Here is a 16,725-nt window from a genome sequence, read left to right as displayed (position 1 = left end):
TCGCCCGCGTAGGGTGCGGGGTGTGGCGTTGTCACAGTGCACCGCGTCATGAAACGTTCGCGTTAACTCTGTGTCGCCAGCGATGGCGGCCCGGCGCGAGCGCTGGGAAGATCGGGTGTGAGACGACGGCGATGGAGGGCGAATGTCACGTACGTTCCGCTACCGGAGGCTGATCAACGAGCTGCGTGCCAACCGGTCCGGGCATGACCAGACGAGCGTGCTCGACGGGCTGCGGCGGGCCATCCTGGACGGTGCGGCGCCGCCGGGCTCGATGATCCCCATCAACGAGGTGGCCGACACGTACCAGATCAGCCCGATCCCGGTGCGGGAAGCGCTCAAGACCCTTGTCGCCGAAGGACTTGTCAATCATCGGGCCAATGGCGGATACCGGGTGGCTCAGCTCACGCTGCCGGAACTTCGTGAGATCTATTTCACCCGAGGCGTTCTCGAGCGTGCCGCGCTGGCACAGGCCGCAGCGCTGGCAACCTCGGAGGACCTGGATCGAGCGCTGGCGGAACACGAGCTGCTGCAACAGGCGACCGTCGAGGGTGATGCACGGGCCTTTCACCTGCACTCCCGACGTTTTCACCGCGCCCTGGTGACCCCTTGCGGTATGCATCGCCTGTTGCACATGTTCGAGGCCACCTGGAATCTGACGGAGCCGTTTCAGGTGATGCGGACGGTATCGGCGTCGGATCAACTGCAGCTGCATGCCGACCATGAGGCGATGATCACAGCGGTGGCAAGGCGCGATACCGAGGCCCTGCTCGCGGTGGCGAGCACGCACCATGACCGCTTGGAGTCGGCGATAGTCTCTGCCGCAGGGCAATTGGATGTGATCGTCGATACGTAGCGGATTGACCGGTCGGCAAAATATAGACACCCGGCAACCTGGCCGCAACACGCTGGCCCTAGCGTCGCTTGCGCGGCCGGCGGGTACGCACCGAGACCAGGGAGGTTCCGCGATGAGGAGAGTCCATCCCGTCGATGAGGTGCCGTCCGCGGGCAAGCTCGTCACGCTGGGCATTCAGCATGTGATCGCGTTCTATGCCGGCGCGGTGCTGGTGCCCCTGCTCATCGCGCGCGCCATCGACCTGGACGCCGAGGCGCTGACCATGCTGATCACCGCTGACCTGTTCACGTGCGGTATCGCCTCCATTTTGCAGGCGGTCGGGTTCTGGAAGATCGGTGTGCGCCTGCCGCTGCTGCAAGGGGTCACCTTCGCCACCCTGGCCCCGGTGATCAAGATCGCCAATGACCATGGCGGCGGCCGGGTCGGGCTGCTCACCGTCTACGGCGCCGTCATTGCCGCAGGTGCGTTCACCTTCCTCATCGCCCCGTTCTTCGCCCGCCTCATCCGCTTCTTCCCGCCCATCGTGACCGGCTCGGTCATCACGATCATCGGGGTATCGCTGTTACCGGTGGGCATCGGCGACGCTGTCCGCAACCCGCACAGCCCGGTGGCCGCGCACGATCCCGGCAACGGGCGCTGGCTGATGTACGCGGCGGGCACCATCGTGCTGATCGTGTTGATGCAGAGGTTCTTTCGTGGCTTCTGGAGCACCATCGCGGTGTTGCTCGGGTTGATCGCCGGTACCGCCATTGCCTGGCTCGCCGGTGACACCGATTTCACCCGGGTGGGCGAGGCGGGCTGGATCGGATTCACCTCGCCATTTGCTTTCGGCGCACCGCGTTTCGACGTCATCGCGGTGGTGTCTCTGATCGTGGTGCTGATGGTGACGGCCGTCGAATCCACCGGGGCGGTCTTCGCGACCGCCGAGATCGTCGGCAAGCGGGTGCGCGGGGCGGATATCGCCGCCACCGTGCGTGCCGACGGCATCGCCACCATGATCGGCGGCACCTTCAACTCATTCCCGTACACGGCGTTCTCGGAGAATGTCGGTCTGGTGCGCCTGACCGGGGTCAAGAGTCGTTGGGTAGTAGCGGCCGCCGGGGTGATCATGATGGTGTTGGGCGTGCTGCCCAAGACCGCCAAGGTCGTGGAGTCCATCCCCGCCCCGGTGCTGGGCGGGGCCGCGATGACACTGTTCGCGACGGTGGCTGTGGTCGGCATCCAGACACTCGGCAAGGTCGACTTCAACGACCACCGCAACCTGATCATCGCCAGTACCTCACTGGCCATGGGGATGTACGTACAGTTCTCCCAATCATCGGGCCCGTCGACCGTGCTGGATCACGGACGTGAAGTTCAGGTTCCCGCATTGCCGGGAATCGATCAGGCCGTGCCGGGCCTGCTGCAGATCCCGTTCAGCACCGGTATCACCATGGGCGCTATCACCGCGATCGCCTTGAATCTGTTGTTCTTCCACACCGGCAGCCGGGGTATTGCGGTCGCGGGCGGCGGCGCCATCCGGCTCGCACAGGTCAACGAGATGACGTTGGAAGAGTTCCGTCGCACCTTCGGCGCACTTGTCCAAGACGTGCACTGGGTTGTCGATCGTGCCTACCGCCAGCGTCCCTTCGCCGACGCACACGATCTACGCAGCGCTTTCCAGGAGGCGATGCTCACCGGTAGTGACGAGGAACAGCTTGAACTGATCAGATCGTTCCCCGATTTGGGCGCCGAGGACGAAGCTGGAGAGATGACGGCCGTCGACCACACCATTTTGCAGACTCTCGACGAGGGCGAGCTGAACAACGTGGTGAGCCTGGCCAACGCCTATCGCGAGCATTTCGGTTTTCCGCTGGTGATCTGCGCGCGCGAGACCGAGCGCTATGAGCGGGTGCTGCGCAATGGGTGGAGCCGCATGGAGAACTCCACGACCAGCGAGCGGTCGTTCGCCCTCATTGAGATCGCCAAGATCGCCAACTACCGGTTCGATGATCTGGTGGCCGACGCCAACCCCATCACGACGGCCCGCTTCGGGCGCTTCGAGGACTTCCATGCGGCGCGTTGATTGGCGGGGGATCGAGAGTTTCAACGAGCTCAGCGACGGCCAGGCGATCCACTGGCTCTACGAGTGCTGCGCGTCGCGGATATGGGCAGTGCGGGTCGCTGCAGGCCGGCCATTCCGCGATGAGGACGCGCTGTACCACCGGGCAGATCTGATTTTGGCCGAGCTGACCGACGCGGATGTGGACGAGGCACTCGACGGGCACCCACGGATCGGGGAGCGGGCCGATAACGCGGCGTCGCGCCGCGAGCAGTCGGGGGTCACCGGTGCCGACGCCGCGGTACTGGAGCGTCTACGGGAAGGCAATGCCGAGTATGAGGAGCGGTTCGGCTACGTGTACCTGGTCTTTGCGAATAGTAGGCCCGCCGAGGAGCTACTGGCGATTCTTCAGGAGCGGCTCAAGAACGACCCGCAGCACGAGCGCCGGGTGATGAGAATGGAATTGGGAAAGATCAATCGCAGCCGCCTGGAGCGGATGCTGGGTCCGGCGGGCAGGCATGCCGATGACGTCGAGACGGAAGGTGGATTGTGACGGGTTTGAGTACCCATGTGCTGGACGCGGTATCCGGGCGACCGGCGCGGGGCGTGCCGGTGACGCTTCTCGACGGCACGGGCACCGAGCTTGCCAACGGCACAACAGATTCCGACGGCAGGATCGCTGACCTTACTGGTGCGGCGCTGGCCGCTGGGCGGTACCGGCTGGTCTTCGACACCGGCACCTGGTTCACCGACAACGGGATCGAGGGTTTCTACCCGGAAGTGATCATCAGTTTCCAGGCGGACGGTGGTGGGCATCTGCATGTCCCGTTGCTGCTGAGCCCGTACGCCTACTCCACCTATCGCGGCAGCTGAGAAAGGAAACGCACCAGTGGCAATCGTCCTCGGAGGCAATCAGTACGGCAAGGCCGAGAATCGGGTAGTCAGGATCTATCGCGACAGCCCGCGTCATGAGATCAAGGACCTCAACGTTGGCAGCGCGCTGCGTGGGGATTTCGCCGCCGCCTACACAGACGGCGATCAGCGCAAGGTGCTGCCCACCGACAGCCAGAAGCAGACCATCTATGCCTACGCCAAGGAGAAGGGCATAGAGACCATCGAGCGATACGGCCTGGACTTGGCGCATCACTTTGTGGACGAGTACGAACCGGTGACCGGTGCGCGGATCGAGATCGACGAATATTCCTGGGAGAGAGTCGTTGTCGACGGGCGCGAGCATGACCACAGTTGGGTTCGCAAGGGGCAGGAGGTGCGTACCGCGGAGATCACCGTTGACGGTGTGGGTGCGGCGCAGCGGAGCTGGGTGATCGGTGGTCTCAAAGACCTGGTCGTGCTGAAGTCGACGGGTTCGGAGTTTCACGATTTCCTCGAGGACAAGTACACGATTCTGCAGCCCACCAGTGACCGGGTGATGGCCACCTCGCTGGTGGCCAAATGGCGCTTTGTCGGTACCGATATCGACTGGGATGAGACGTATCTGGGGGTCAAGCGGATCATTCTGGAGCGCTTCGCCACCGTGCATTCGCTGGCCCTGCAGCAGACGCTGTACGAGATCGGCAAGGCGATTCTGGAGGTGTATCCGCTGATCGCCGAGGTTCGGCTCTCGGCGCCTAACAAGCACCACTTCGTGTACGACCTGTCACCGTTCGGGCTGGAGAACCCCAACGAGGTTTTCCACGCAGACGACCGTCCGTACGGGCTCATCCAGGCCATCGTGGCCCGCGACGACGCTCCGGAGGCCGGGCCGGCCTGGGACCCGCATCTGGCCTGGCTGGTTTAGCAGTCGCGGTCGAGGTAGCCGGTGATATCGCGCCCACGCACCCGCACCGAGCTGATGGCTGGTTCGCGTAGCCCCATCAGCAGCCGGAACAGCAGCTGTTCGGTGGCCAACTGCTCATCGTCAGACCGGACGCCACGGAAGAGGGTGTCGGCCAACGGTTCCCATCGGTGTGGATCGATGATCAGGAAGTCCGCGTCCTTGCCTTCGTCCAAGTTGCCAAACGTTTCCTCGCGGTCCAGCGCGCGGGCCCCGGCAAGGGTGGCGGTGAACAACAGCTCGGCGGGATGCAGGGACACCGCGGTCGACGCCGGTTCGGACATATGGACTTTGAAGCAGTCGTTCAGTACACGCGTCATCAGCCATTCATCGCCACCGCCCACATCGGTGCCCAGAGCGATGGTGACTCCGCTTTCGACGGTCCGGCGCCACGGCATGGTCCCGGAGCCCAGGAACAGTTGTGAGGTAGGGCAATGTGCTATGGAGGAACCGGTTTCGGCCATGCGTGCAAGTTCGGCATCCTGGCAATGCACGGCGTGCGCCAGGATGCTCCTGCGGCCCAACAGGGTTGAGCCGCCCTTGCGGGAGCCGGGCAGGAAATGACCGTCATAGGTATCCAGATAGCTGCGCACCCCGAACGTGGAGAGAGTGACGTCCACCTCACCGGTGCCGGGCCGGGCGTTCTCGTTGAGGTGGGAATGGAAGTAGACGCCGCTGCCGCGCACCCCGTCGTACAGCTCGCCAAGCGCCGCGAGGGTATCGGCCGTGACAGACAACGAGAACCGGGGCACCAGCGCCACGTCGGTGAGCGGGCTGCCATGCCAGCGCTCGATTTCGTCGGCACAGAGCTGGATTGCGCGCTCGGTGGTGGTGAGCAGCGGCGCGGCGCTGTCGGGCCCGGTGGTTTGCACGCCGCGTCCGCTGACCATCCGCAAGCCCGCGGTGCGTGTGGCCGTGAACAAGGCAGCCTGCGCGTCGGGGAACGCCGAGCCCATCACCATCGCGGCCGTGGTGCCGACGGCGATGCGGCGCCGGCAAAAGGCTTCGGCGATGTGCTGGGCGAGCACCGGATCGGCCAAACTGGCCTCTGCCGGAAAGATGCAGCGCTGCAGCCACTCCAGCAGTTGGCCGCCGCCATAAGAATCGGTGCAGTAGGTCTGCGGGAAGTGCATGTGGGTATCGACGAAGCCCGGAAGCAGGAAACCGGGGCGATGATCGTGCACCGGCCACGCGGAGTATGCCTGCGGCAGTTCGGTATAGGTGCCGCAGTATGCGATCACACCGTCGGAGCTGACCGCCAGCACGCCATCGGGGATCGACTGCAGGTGTGCAGCGGCATCGGCGACGCCGGGGGAGCCCGCGATGTGGAAGATATGCCCGCGGTAGACGGTGGCGGCAATCGGGTCCATCGCACCATAGTGCACATCGCACGTCAGGTCCGCAGCCCAAGGGTCACCGGCAGGTCCCGCCGATGAGTCCAATTACGTTGATCGAGAATGTATTCGTGGCCACCGTGGATCGCGACGGTCGTGAGCTCGATAGCGCGACTGTGGTCATCGACGGCAATCTGATCGCCGCGATACTGGACGCCGGTCAGCTGAACCCCTGGCAGGCGCTGCCGGGCATCGAACATGTGGATGGTCGTGGCTGTCTGCTCACACCCGGGCTGGTCAACACGCACCACCACCTTTATCAATGGATCACCCGCGGGCTTGCCGCCGATCACACTCTCTTCCAATGGCTTAGCGCCCTGTATCCGGTGTGGGCGGGCATCGACGCCGATGGTCTGCATGTGGCGGCGCAGGGTGCGTTGAGTTGGCTGGCATTGTCGGGATGTACCACCACCACCGATCACCACTACGTGTTTCCTTCGGGTGCAGGTGATCTGCTGGAAGCCGAGATCGAGGCGGCGCGGGAGGTCGGCCTGCGGTTCGACCCGACACGCGGGTCGATGGACCTGGGGCAGTCGGCCGGCGGCCTGCCGCCCGATGATCTGGTGGAGTCGATCGACACCGCCCTGGAGGCCAGCGCCGCGGCCGTCGAACGCTGGCATGACCCGGCACCCGGATCGATGGTGCGCATCGGGCTGGCCCCCTGCTCGCCGTTCTCGGTGACAACCGAGCTGTTGCGGCAGACGGCGGTGTTGGCCCGCGAGCGCGGTGTCCGGATGCACACTCACCTGGCCGAGACCCAGGACGAGACCGACTACTGTGCCCAGCGGTTTGGCTGCAGCCCCCTGGACTACATGGACGAGCTGGGCTGGCTGGGACCCGATGTGTGGTTCGCGCACGGTATTCACTTCGACGACGCGGCCATCGCCCGGCTGGCCGGCACGGGAACCGGAATCGCGCACTGCCCGACCTCCAACGGGCGCCTGGGCGCCGGTATCGCCCGTACCCGGGAGCTGCTGGCGGCCGGGGTACCGGTGGGTCTGGGCGTGGACGGCGCTGCTTCCAATGAGTCGGGGCGGATGCTGGAGGAGGCGCACCAGGCGCTGCTGTTCGCCCGCGCGGTCGGAGGGCCCACGGCGCTGAGCACGCGCACCGCGCTGGAGCTGGCGACGTTGGGAGGGGCCCGCCTCCTTGGCCGTGCCGACGAGATCGGCTCTATAGAGGTTGGTAAGTACGCCGACCTGGTGTTGTGGGACCTGCGCACGCTGGGGCACCGCGGAATCGATGATCCGGTGGCTGCATTGGTGCTGGGTGAGGTACCGCCCGTGAAATGTTCGTGGGTGGGCGGCCGGTCCGTCGTCAGGGACGGGCAGATGCTGACGGTGGACACCGATCGGATCGCGGCCGCGGTGCAGGCGGCGCATCATGGATTGATGGGCAGGGTGCGCTGATGGACTTGCACACCATCGACTCGGTGCTGATTCCGCGGGACCGCGCTGATCTGGGCGGTCTCGGGACGCAGGACGGCGTGCTGGCGGGCGGCACGTGGCTGATGAGTCAGCCGCAGCCGGGGTTGCGGCGTTTGGTCGACCTCGCCGGTATGCGCTGGCCGGACCTGGTGGTGACCGACGAGGGCCTGCAGGTCGCGGCTACCTGCAGCATCGAACGACTGGTCACTGCCTCATATCCCCCCGAATGGCAGGCCACCGTCCTTTTCGGGCAGTGCGCGCGTGCCCTGCTGGCCTCCTTCAAGATCTGGCGCGCCGCGACGGTCGGCGGCAACATCTGCCTCGCCCTGCCCGCAGGGGCGATGATCTCGCTGTGCGCTGCCCTGGATGCCGAGCTACTCATCTGGCGCCGCGACGGAACCGACGAACGCTGCGCCGTTACCGATTTCGTGACCGATATCAACACGACCGTATTGCGTCCCGGTGATGTGTTGCGTGCCATCATCTTTCCCGCCGCGGCGCTCACGCAACGGACTACGCTGCGCAAGGTCGCGTACTCGGCGCTGGGGCGCTCCGGTGCATTGGTGACCGGGCGCCTGGACGGCCGCGACATCGTGCTCGGGGTCTCGGCCGCAACGCGTAAGCCAATCGTGCTGCGGGTTCCCGCTGAACCGGAACGTGTCGCGCGGGCTGCGGCGGCCATCCCGGGCGCGCAGTTCCATACCGATGCTCACGGCACCGCGGATTGGCGGCGCGCGGTCACCTCCCAACTGGCCCGCGAGGTCGCTGACGAGCTGACCGGAGGTCGCCCGTGAAGGTCAACGGTCACATCATCGACACCAGCCCCCGACCCGGGCAGTGCCTGCGCACCTTCCTGCGCGAGCACGGTCACACCGAGGTCAAAAAGGGTTGCGACGCAGGTGATTGCGGTGCCTGCACGGTGCTGGTGGACGGGGCATCGCAACATTCGTGCATCGTGCCCGCACATCGCGTCACCGATGCCGAGATTCTCACCGTGCGTGGCCTCGGGGACGAGCACGACCTGCATCCCATGCAGCGCGGCTTCATCGGCCATGCCGGATTCCAATGCGGATTCTGCACCGCGGGAATGGTGTTGACGGCGGCCACACTCACCGAGGACCAGACCGAAGATCTGGGAAATGCGTTGAAAGGCAACCTGTGCCGGTGCACCGGTTACCGGCCTATTCGCGCCGCCATCTGCGGTGCGGCGCCCCCGCACGGGGTCGTCAGTGCCCCTGCAGCGGCGAGGGTGGTGACCGGCACCGAGCCGTACACCATGGACCAGCTGCCCGCCGGGGTGGGACATATCGCGGTGCTGGGCAGCCCGCACCCGTCGGCCCGTATCACCCGGATCGACACCCGGAAGGCCCGCGACGTGCCGGGGGTGCGCGCGGTGCTGTGTTATCGCGACGACCCAGGTGTGCCGTTCTCCACCGCACGCCATCACGAGCGCACCGACGACCCCGACGACACACTGATTTTCGACCGTGTACTGCGGTTCGCGGGACAGCGCGTCGCCGCGGTGGTGGCGGACTCGCCGACCATCGCGCACCGGGCGCTTGAGCACATCGACATCGAGTACGAGGTACTGCCGGCGATCTTCGATCCAGAGCTGGCGCAGCAGCCCGGCGCACACATGGTGCATGGGGAAAAGGGGCCTGGCGCCAGGATCGCCGATCCCGCACGCAATCTGGTCGCCGAGGTGCACGGTGAGGTCGGTGATGTCGGGGCCGCGGTGACCCGGGCCAGGGAATCGGGGGCGGTGGTCAGCGGCAGCTGGCAGACGGCGCGGGTGCAGCACGTGCACCTGGAAACCCACGGCGCGGTGGGCTGGCAGGACGAGCGCGGGCGTTATGTGCTGCGCACCAGCAGTCAGGTTCCGTTCCTGGTGCGCGACGAGCTGTGTCATGTTTTCGGCCTTGCACGCGAACAGGTTCGGGTGTTCGCACCACGCGTGGGTGGCGGGTTCGGCGCCAAACAGGAGATGCTCACCGAAGACTTGGTGCTACTGGCGGTGCGCGTCACCGGGGCGCCCGCGGTCTACGAGTTCAGCCGCACCGACCAATTCACCATCGCGCCGTGCCGTCACCCCATGCGCGTGAACGTGACCGCCGCGGCCGGACCCGACGGGGTGCTGACCGCCCTGGCCGTCGATGTGCTCTCCGATGCCGGGGCCTACGGCAACCATAGCGTCGGGGTGATGTTCCATGGCTGTAACGAGTCGATGGCCCAATACCGCTGTGCCAACAAACGTGTCGATGCGCAGGCCGTGTACACCAACAACATTCCGTCCGGTGCGTTCCGTGGCTACGGGCTGGGGCAGGTGCTGTTCGGTATCGAATCGGCCCTTGATGAGCTGGCACGTGAACTCGGCATCGACCCGTTCGAGTTCCGGCGCCGCAATGCCATCGTCCCGGGAGACCCGTTTGTCAGCTGGGAGGTCGAGGAAGACGACCTGGAGTTCGGCAGCTACGGGCTGGACCAGTGTCTGGACCTCGCGCAGGACGCGCTGGCTCGCGGTGGTGCCGATCCGGCCCATAACGGGTCGGCCCTGTCTGCGGAGTGGAAGGTAGGGGAGGGCATGGCCATCGCCATGATCGCGACCGTGCCGCCGCGTGGGCATGTGGCCGATGCGCGCGCCGAGCTGGACGAGCAAGGGCGCTACCGGATTACCGTGGGCTCCGCCGAGTTCGGCAACGGCACCACCACTGTGCACGCGCAGCTCGCGGCTGCGGTACTGGGATGCGCACCGGGCCAGGTCTACATTCACCAGGCCGACACCGACGGGGTGGGCCACGACACCGGTGCCTTCGGCTCGGCCGGCACCACCGTCGCCGGCCTGGCCGTGCACCGAGCGGCAGAGCTGTTGCGCGACAAGATTATCCGGTTTGCCGCGGCGAAGTTGGCGGTACCGGAATCGCGGTGCGTGTTGGGGCCCGACGGCGTGCGGATCGGCGGGGAGCTGCTGGGGCTGGTCGATATCGCGGGCTCGGCACCGGAGCCGTTAGCCGCACTGGGCCGCCATGAGGGCACGCCCCGGTCGGTCGCCTTCAACGTCCAGGCATTCCGCGTCGGCGTGCATCCGGGAACGGGCGCCGTGCGCATCCTGCAGTCGATTCAGACCGCCGACGCGGGGGTGGTCATCAACCCGCAGCAGTGCCGTGGCCAGGTGGAAGGCGGTGTGGCACAGGCCATCGGTTCTTCGCTCTACGAAGAGATCCTGGTGCAGGACGGCTTTGTCAGCACCACGGCGCTGCGCAACTATCACATTCCGCGACTGGTGGATCTGCCTGATACCGAGGTCTATTTCGCCGACACCTATGACGTGTTGGGGCCACTGGGAGCCAAGTCGATGAGTGAGTCCCCGTACAACCCGGTGGCCCCCGCGCTGGCCAACGCGATCCGTGACGCTGTCGGGGTTCGGATGCACCGCCTGCCGATGAATGCGGCACGCGTGTGGCAGGCCATCAACGCATCCGGTGCGGGAGCGTCCTCATGAGGAACGTGCTCGGTGATCTGATCGGCCTGCTCGAGGGCGGTGGCGCTGTCGCCCTGGCCCGCGTCGTGGAGGTCAGTGGTGCGGCTCCGCGTGAGCCCGGTGCGGCGATGCTGGTGACGGCCGATTCGGCGGTCATCGGATCGCTGTCCGGTGGATGCGTGGAGGCTGCGGTCATCGAGACCGCGCGCGACGTGCTGGCGGCGGGGCCGTGTGTGAGTGAGCGGTTCGGTGTCGACGACGGTATTGCTCCCGGACTCACCTGCGGCGGTGAGATCGAAGTCGTCACCGAAAGGGTGGACTCCGACAAACTGCCGCTGCTACGTCGGCTGCGTGCGCTGATCGAGGCGGGGGAGCCGGTGGCGTTGGTGAGCACACTGTCGGGAATTCCCGATTGGGCTCTGGTGCGGCCGGGTGAGTCGGCGCCGTGGCCGCAGATCGACGGCACCATCGCGTCGTTGGTGCGGGCGGGGCGCAGCGCGGTGGCGGGTGCCGATCGCTGTGAGCCCGATCAATCGGCGCGGCCACGCGTGTTTGTGCAGGCGTTCGGAGTACCGCCGCGGATGATCCTGGCAGGGGCCAACGCCTTTGTACGGGCGTTGAGCCACTCGGGAGCCCAACTGGGTTACCGGGTGACGGTCGTCGATGCGCGTGAGGTGTTCGCGACGGCGGCGCAGTTCCCGTACGCCCATGAGGTGGTGGTCGACTGGCCGCATCGATACCTGCGCGCCGAGGTGGCGGCCGGGCGCGTCGACGGGCGCACCGTGGTGTGCGTGCTCACCCACGACCCGAAGTTCGATGTGCCGATGCTGGCGGCGGCGCTGACGACAGCATCGGTGGCATTCGTCGGCGCGCTGGGCTCGCGCCGCACCCACACCGAGCGGGTGGCCCGCCTGCGGGAGGAAGGCGTCACCGACGATCAGTTGCGGCGCTTACACAGCCCGCTGGGCCTGGACCTCAATGCCCGCACACCCGAGGAGACCGCGATATCCATTGCAGCGCAAATCATTGCGGAAACCTCGGGAGGATCAGGGCGGGCACTGAGCGACACCGAAGGACCGATCCACCGGTGACGACTAACGGCTAGGCGGCGCGCCTGGCCAGCTGCTCCCGGTGCCATCTACTCCGCTCAGAATGGTGCGCCGAGAATCCCTCGTTGGGATGTGTCCCCAGCCGGCCGTTGGGTTTGTCGAACTGAACGAACACGTCGAGATCCTCTGGGGACAAACTGAAATCGAAGATCTGAAGATTCTCCGCCAGCCGGCTCGGCGAGCAGGTCTTGGGAATCACCACGTGTCCCAATTCGATATGCCAACGCAGGATGAGTTGCGCGGGGGTCTTGTTGTGTTTTGCGGCCAGCGCGGCCAGTGGGGAGTCCTCGGTGGTGCCGATTCCCTGGGCCAGCGGGCTCCAGGCCTCGGTGACAATTTCCCGATCGGAGTTGAACTGCCGCAACTTTCGCTGCTGGAAGTACGGGTGTAACTCCACCTGGTTGATCACCGGTAGTACGCCGGTCGCATCGACGATGGCGTGAACGTGCTCGGGCTCGAAATTGGATACCCCGATGGCGCGGATGCCGCCGGACAAATAGAGCTGCACGATCTGCTGCCAGGCGGTCACATACTGCCCGTGATCCGGTGCAGGCCAATGGATCAGGAACAGATCCACGTAGTCGGTGCCGAGCATGTCGAGGCTGCGCGCGAAAGCGCCCGCCACATCACAGAAATCGTCTACCCACAACTTCGTGGTGATGAAGACGTCTTCGCGGGGTATGCCCGAGCGGGCGATGCCCAGACCGACTCCTCGCTCGTTGCCATATCTGGTGGCGGTGTCGATATGTCGGTATCCGGTGTCAAGTGCTTGCCGGACAATGGTTTCCGCTTCGGCATCGGGGATTGCGGCGACGCCGAGCCCGAGCTGCGGGATGTCCACACCATTGTGGAAACGAACTTTCGGGACAGTGCATGGTTGCATGACGGACTCCAATCACTCTGCGGCTGAAGGAGCAGTGGAATTGATACCCGGGAGCGACACGTCCTTGTGACAGTTGAAACTGTAGAACTGTCAGTTGAATTCGGCAGCTATGACGCTGCTCACAGAATCGCTGTGAACTTGCTGAAATCGCTGAACAGTAAGGGGATTTGGTGCCCGCAGAACTATTCGATTTACACGATCCTTACGTCGCGAGTGTCGCGATTGGTCCGTGTGCGATGGCAAAAACGAGCGCAGGAGGGGGCTTATGCGGTGGCGTTGGCCTTGACCAGGCGGGCCACGGATTGGGCTTTGTCACTCGTGGCGTCGGTGCGTCCGCGTACCGATACCTCGATGATGTACTGCGATGTCTGGATGGCAGCTCGTTGTGTTTGGCGTGGCGCCAGATGCTGCGGTCCGGTCGATTCGGTGACAATCGCATGCACAAAATCTGATGAAATATGATCCTGCGCAACATTTTTGATTTCCACATTGGTTGCCGCACCGGTTCCGGTGCCTTGTGTGGTGAACGGCGTGTCCTGGCAATGCCGCCAGCTGGCCTCCAGGTTGGTAAACCAGGTTCGGGCACTGCCCGGAGAATCCAGCTCAACAATCTGGATCTCTATCGTCGTTCCCGAACCGGTTCCCCGAATTTTCCAGCGTGTGGACCACTGCTGCCGTATCGCCTGACGTACCGGAGCTTCGGCGAATGTGGTGCCCCAACTGGGGGAGGCAACGCCGAGGCACTCGACAGAACTTGTGCGGGTATCCGCGCTGTGGGCATTCGCTGCCGCGAGGTCGAGCCTTTCGACGCGCGCATCCGAATGGAGCCGGAGCGCCAAAAGTGAAGACATCTGGGCATCATCGGGCAGGATCTCGGCGGCGGAACCAACGTGTCCTTGACCAACATTCGCGGCGCCGGGAACCACACACCCGGCCAACAACCCGCCCGCGATGAACAGACCAGTCAGCTGCACTCGTAGAGCTTGCACCAGCAATTTCTAGTGGGGAAAAGACAGATGGTCAAGCCGCAAAAATCGCCAGATTCTTTATGTTTCAGCTACCGATAGAGTGAAAAAGTGAATGCCTACTTCACCCCGATGCAATGAGAAATGAACACCTGACGGCGAACTGTTCTCAGGTCAACCCAGCGGCGAGGCGGGCGCTCTGTGGTTAAGGGCATCTGAACTACCGGTTGACGGGCCAGGTGTCGTGGCTCACGCTTATGCCATGTCTGGAATGAGTGAGCAGGCATTAGTGGCGGCGGTCCAGCAGCGGCTGATGGCGATGTACTCGTGGTTGTCGCCCGAACACGTCTCGGCTGTGGTGCAGGGTGCGCACGCACAGTTCGTCGATTGCCGTGTGCGTGAGTTTGTGTCGTTGTTGGTAGAACGACGTGCCCGCGCGGAGTTGGCGACGGCGAGTTTGTCGAGTGCGGTGACGGCCGAGGGGGCTACCGCGCGTCTCGCGTAGCGGGGTATCGGTGATGTAGGCCGTCGATGAGGCGGTGGGCCTCATAGAGGTCTCTGCGCATCGCGGCGGCCCGGCGGTGGTGATGCCGGTGGGTTGAGCTGTGCTTCGGGGTATGTCGGATGAGGTGCTCTGTCTTGGCCATGTTTTGTGACACTTCACTGACATGCTCGTAGAGCGATGCCAGAAGTGTGCGGGCCTGTGCCACAGAGGCATCCTCAGTCACGTGCGCATTTTTACATCTGATCATTCACGTGTAAAGCTACCTGCTAGGCCCGGCGACAATGCTTCAACTGCCTGTTGAATGGCCAGTACAGGATGGGCGATCGTGCGGTCTTTTGACCTGGAGAAAAACTGTGGTGCGCGATACTGGGATTGAACCAGTGACCTCTTCCGTGTCAGGGAAGCGCTCTCCCGCTGAGCTAATCGCGCGGGTCTTTATGGAGGTGGAGACGGGAATCGAACCCGTGTGCACGGCTTTGCAGGCCGTTGCCTCACCACTCGGCCACTCCACCGCTAGGGATGCCTGTCTACCCCTTCGAGCGGATGACGGGATTCGAACCCGCGACCCTCACCTTGGCAAGGTGATGCGCTACCAACTGCGCTACATCCGCGCGCAACGGATGAGATCGTCACCCGGTGCGAGTTGAAACAGTAGTCGAACGGAAGGTTTATTCACAAATCCCTTGCGTGCGCGGCCCGTCGGCGGCCGGACTGCGGTGTTTCCGGCGTCTCGTGCTAGCCTTTCACCTCGATTGATCAGCCATCAACGATCAACACGCGGTCTCGTAGCTCAGCGGAAGAGCACTCGCCTCACACGCGAGGGGTCGCTGGTTCGAACCCAGCCGGGACCACCAGAAAGACGCAGTTCAACAGATGTTTTCTACTCCGCAGCGGCAGTCGGCTTTTTCTACGTTGACCCAAAATGACCCGCAAATGGGTCAAAACGACCTGCTATGGCGATCATTTTCGCCAACAGCGGCGTGTCGTTCAGTCCGCAGAAGGTCCATGCGGATCCGTTGACAAACTCCCCACATGCCACGACTTCCGGAGTATGTGACCCCAGTAGACACAGGGGATGGCAAGCGGTACGAAGTGCGGGTTCACGGTGCGCGGCCGGACGGCGAACGCTTTCAGTGCAAGCGACGTTTCAAGACGGTGAGGGACGCCATCGCGTTCCACTCCGAAGTGACCAGCGGCCTGTCCAAGAAGACGTACATCGCTCCTAGCGACCTGACGCTGCAACGGGCAGTCGATGATTGGCTTGTCGGTCAGCGCATTCGCCCCAACACGCGAGCAGCGTATGTGGCGAGCCTTCGGCCACTCGTCGACGCTCTGGGCGAGAAACCTGTTCAGGCGATAACTAAACGCGACATTGAACACGTTGTTCAGGACCTGCTCAATGGAAAAAGCAAAATGGGGTCATGGAACGCCCCTCAGATATTTAAAGGAAAAGAAACCAGAGCCAAATGGTCTGCATCGAGTATTAACCCGATGCTGGCGCGCGCCCGCACTGTCTTCGGAGACTTGATGGCCGAAGGAATCGTTGTTCGAAACGTTGCTGCTTTGGTGAAACCCATCCCCACAGTTAAGCCCGAGATCAACACGCTCACGGCTGAACAAGCGGCGATACTGTTAGCCAGTACCGACTCGCATTGTTACGGGGTCGCATGGCGGTTGGCGCTCCTCGGGCTGAGGCGCGGCGAGATACTCGCGCTGGAATGGGATGGGATCGATTTCGAGGCCGGAACACTCACGATCCGGGCTGCTCGTCTGGCGACGCCGGGCGGAGTGACAACTGCTGCCCCGAAGACCGAGAGCAGCAAGCGCGTGTTGCCGATGCCGGACGAACTCACGGCGGCTCTTCGTCGAGCCCGTAGGCGCCAGAACGAGGCTAAGTTGCAGATGGGATCCTCTTGGCCGAACAGTGGGCTGGTAGTGGTGGATGATCTCGGAAACCCTCCGTACCCCACCACCCTGACCGTGGCTTGGGCGACGGCCTTGGAGAACGCAGGTCTTCCGCATGTGCGCCTTCACGATGCCCGCCACAGCTGCGCCACCCTCATGCACCTCGACGGCGTACCGGCTGTTGTTATCGCTGCGTGGCTTGGCCACACCGATGCGCGATTCACCCTGGCCACATACGCGCACTCGAACAACGACGCACTGGCAGACGCCGCGGTGCGGATAGGAGCCATCACCAACGGTGCTGCTGCAGAAGGAAATCTGGCGTGAACCA

The 16,725-nt window shown here is 64.3% G+C and carries 14 protein-coding genes and 4 tRNA genes; 12 read left to right on the top strand and 6 right to left on the bottom strand.

What is annotated here, in order from left to right; translation table 11 throughout:
- The first annotated feature begins 142 nt into the window (after positions 1-142).
- The 5 genes from AOT87_RS12155 to pucL all read left to right on the top strand — a co-directional run bounded on the left by AOT87_RS12155 (position 143) and on the right by pucL (position 4,692).
- A complete protein-coding gene (locus tag AOT87_RS12155) occupies positions 143-853 on the top strand; it encodes a GntR family transcriptional regulator (RefSeq protein WP_030093719.1) in 711 nt (236 codons plus the stop codon).
- Positions 854-965: 112 nt separating this feature from the next.
- Complete coding sequence (locus AOT87_RS12150; RefSeq protein ID WP_057968623.1) at positions 966-2,918, top strand: solute carrier family 23 protein; 1,953 nt, start codon at positions 966-968, stop codon at positions 2,916-2,918.
- A complete protein-coding gene (gene uraD / locus AOT87_RS12145) occupies positions 2,905-3,447 on the top strand; it encodes a 2-oxo-4-hydroxy-4-carboxy-5-ureidoimidazoline decarboxylase (RefSeq protein ID WP_057968622.1) in 543 nt (180 codons plus the stop codon). Before AOT87_RS12150 ends, uraD begins: the two co-directional genes overlap by 14 nt.
- Entirely contained in the window at positions 3,444-3,767 is a 324-nt protein-coding gene (gene uraH / locus AOT87_RS12140; protein ID WP_057968621.1) for a hydroxyisourate hydrolase, read from the top strand. The genes uraD and uraH overlap by 4 nt, the downstream gene beginning before the upstream one ends.
- A gap of 16 nt (positions 3,768-3,783) precedes the next feature.
- Positions 3,784-4,692 (top strand): factor-independent urate hydroxylase, encoded by a 909-nt coding sequence (gene pucL, locus AOT87_RS12135; protein ID WP_057968620.1) that lies wholly within the window; start codon positions 3,784-3,786, stop codon positions 4,690-4,692.
- Here the strand turns inward: pucL and AOT87_RS12130 are convergent.
- The gene (locus AOT87_RS12130; protein ID WP_057968619.1) at positions 4,689-6,098 is read right to left on the bottom strand and encodes an amidohydrolase family protein; all 1,410 of its coding nucleotides are present in this window, start codon (positions 6,096-6,098) and stop codon (positions 4,689-4,691) included. The genes pucL and AOT87_RS12130 overlap by 4 nt on opposite strands.
- A gap of 62 nt (positions 6,099-6,160) precedes the next feature.
- Between AOT87_RS12130 and AOT87_RS12125 the strand changes: the two genes are divergently transcribed.
- Genes AOT87_RS12125 through AOT87_RS12110 form a run of 4 tightly spaced genes read left to right on the top strand, consistent with a single transcriptional unit; the run spans position 6,161 to position 12,118 of the window.
- On the top strand, positions 6,161-7,531 hold the full coding sequence (locus tag AOT87_RS12125; RefSeq protein ID WP_057968618.1) for an 8-oxoguanine deaminase: 1,371 nt from the start codon (positions 6,161-6,163) through the stop codon (positions 7,529-7,531).
- Complete coding sequence (locus tag AOT87_RS12120; protein ID WP_057968617.1) at positions 7,531-8,343, top strand: FAD binding domain-containing protein; 813 nt, start codon at positions 7,531-7,533, stop codon at positions 8,341-8,343. Before AOT87_RS12125 ends, AOT87_RS12120 begins: the two co-directional genes overlap by 1 nt.
- Positions 8,340-11,048, top strand: coding sequence for a molybdopterin cofactor-binding domain-containing protein (locus AOT87_RS12115; RefSeq protein ID WP_057968616.1), 2,709 nt, complete (start codon positions 8,340-8,342; stop codon positions 11,046-11,048). The genes AOT87_RS12120 and AOT87_RS12115 overlap by 4 nt, the downstream gene beginning before the upstream one ends.
- Positions 11,045-12,118 (top strand): XdhC/CoxI family protein, encoded by a 1,074-nt coding sequence (locus tag AOT87_RS12110; RefSeq protein ID WP_057968615.1) that lies wholly within the window; start codon positions 11,045-11,047, stop codon positions 12,116-12,118. Before AOT87_RS12115 ends, AOT87_RS12110 begins: the two co-directional genes overlap by 4 nt.
- 10 nt (positions 12,119-12,128) lie before the next feature.
- On the opposite strand, the gene AOT87_RS12105 is transcribed toward AOT87_RS12110, so the two are convergent.
- Both AOT87_RS12105 and AOT87_RS12100 read right to left on the bottom strand, forming a co-directional pair.
- The gene (locus AOT87_RS12105) at positions 12,129-13,019 is read right to left on the bottom strand and encodes an aldo/keto reductase (protein ID WP_057968614.1); all 891 of its coding nucleotides are present in this window, start codon (positions 13,017-13,019) and stop codon (positions 12,129-12,131) included.
- 263 nt (positions 13,020-13,282) lie between these two features.
- The gene (locus AOT87_RS12100; protein ID WP_131727293.1) at positions 13,283-14,008 is read right to left on the bottom strand and encodes a sensor domain-containing protein; all 726 of its coding nucleotides are present in this window, start codon (positions 14,006-14,008) and stop codon (positions 13,283-13,285) included.
- Positions 14,009-14,246: 238 nt separating this feature from the next.
- Here AOT87_RS12100 and AOT87_RS12095 point away from each other — a divergent pair, with 238 nt between their 5' ends.
- Positions 14,247-14,489 carry a hypothetical protein gene (locus tag AOT87_RS12095; RefSeq protein WP_057968612.1) on the top strand — a complete coding sequence of 81 codons (243 nt, stop codon included), beginning with the start codon at positions 14,247-14,249 and terminating at the stop codon, positions 14,487-14,489.
- A gap of 354 nt (positions 14,490-14,843) precedes the next feature.
- Here the strand turns inward: AOT87_RS12095 and AOT87_RS12090 are convergent.
- The 3 genes from AOT87_RS12090 to AOT87_RS12080 all read right to left on the bottom strand — a co-directional run bounded on the left by AOT87_RS12090 (position 14,844) and on the right by AOT87_RS12080 (position 15,100).
- Positions 14,844-14,918, bottom strand: a tRNA-Val gene (locus tag AOT87_RS12090).
- Between the two features lie 9 nt (positions 14,919-14,927).
- Positions 14,928-15,001: transfer RNA gene (locus AOT87_RS12085), tRNA-Cys, on the bottom strand.
- 26 nt (positions 15,002-15,027) lie between these two features.
- Positions 15,028-15,100 (bottom strand) — tRNA-Gly (locus AOT87_RS12080).
- 168 nt (positions 15,101-15,268) lie between these two features.
- Between AOT87_RS12080 and AOT87_RS12075 the strand changes: the two genes are divergently transcribed.
- Both AOT87_RS12075 and AOT87_RS12070 read left to right on the top strand, forming a co-directional pair.
- Positions 15,269-15,343, top strand: a tRNA-Val gene (locus AOT87_RS12075).
- A 238-nt stretch (positions 15,344-15,581) separates the two neighbouring features.
- The gene (locus tag AOT87_RS12070; RefSeq protein ID WP_057969985.1) at positions 15,582-16,721 is read left to right on the top strand and encodes a site-specific integrase; all 1,140 of its coding nucleotides are present in this window, start codon (positions 15,582-15,584) and stop codon (positions 16,719-16,721) included.
- Positions 16,722-16,725: the final 4 nt, after the last annotated feature.

Source organism: Mycobacteroides sp. H003, assembly GCF_001440135.1.
In the GTDB taxonomy this organism is placed as follows: Bacteria; Actinomycetota; Actinomycetes; order Mycobacteriales; family Mycobacteriaceae; genus Mycobacterium; species Mycobacterium gwanakae.
This window is presented reverse-complemented; position numbering and strand designations above follow the sequence as displayed.

Excerpts from the sequence above, each read along its gene's own strand:
- AOT87_RS12150 (WP_057968623.1), top strand. The coding sequence starts at position 966 with ATGAGGAGAGTCCATCCCGTCGATGAGGTGCCGTCCGCGGGCAAGCTC.
- AOT87_RS12110 (WP_057968615.1), top strand. The coding sequence starts at position 11,045 with ATGAGGAACGTGCTCGGTGATCTGATCGGCCTGCTCGAGGGCGGTGGC.
- AOT87_RS12155 (WP_030093719.1), top strand. The coding sequence starts at position 143 with ATGTCACGTACGTTCCGCTACCGGAGGCTGATCAACGAGCTGCGTGCC.
- AOT87_RS12130 (WP_057968619.1), bottom strand. The coding sequence starts at position 6,098 with ATGGACCCGATTGCCGCCACCGTCTACCGCGGGCATATCTTCCACATC.
- AOT87_RS12125 (WP_057968618.1), top strand. The coding sequence starts at position 6,161 with ATGAGTCCAATTACGTTGATCGAGAATGTATTCGTGGCCACCGTGGAT.
- uraD (WP_057968622.1), top strand. The coding sequence starts at position 2,905 with ATGCGGCGCGTTGATTGGCGGGGGATCGAGAGTTTCAACGAGCTCAGC.
- AOT87_RS12105 (WP_057968614.1), bottom strand. The coding sequence starts at position 13,019 with ATGCAACCATGCACTGTCCCGAAAGTTCGTTTCCACAATGGTGTGGAC.
- AOT87_RS12095 (WP_057968612.1), top strand. The coding sequence starts at position 14,247 with ATGTCTGGAATGAGTGAGCAGGCATTAGTGGCGGCGGTCCAGCAGCGG.
- AOT87_RS12120 (WP_057968617.1), top strand. The coding sequence starts at position 7,531 with ATGGACTTGCACACCATCGACTCGGTGCTGATTCCGCGGGACCGCGCT.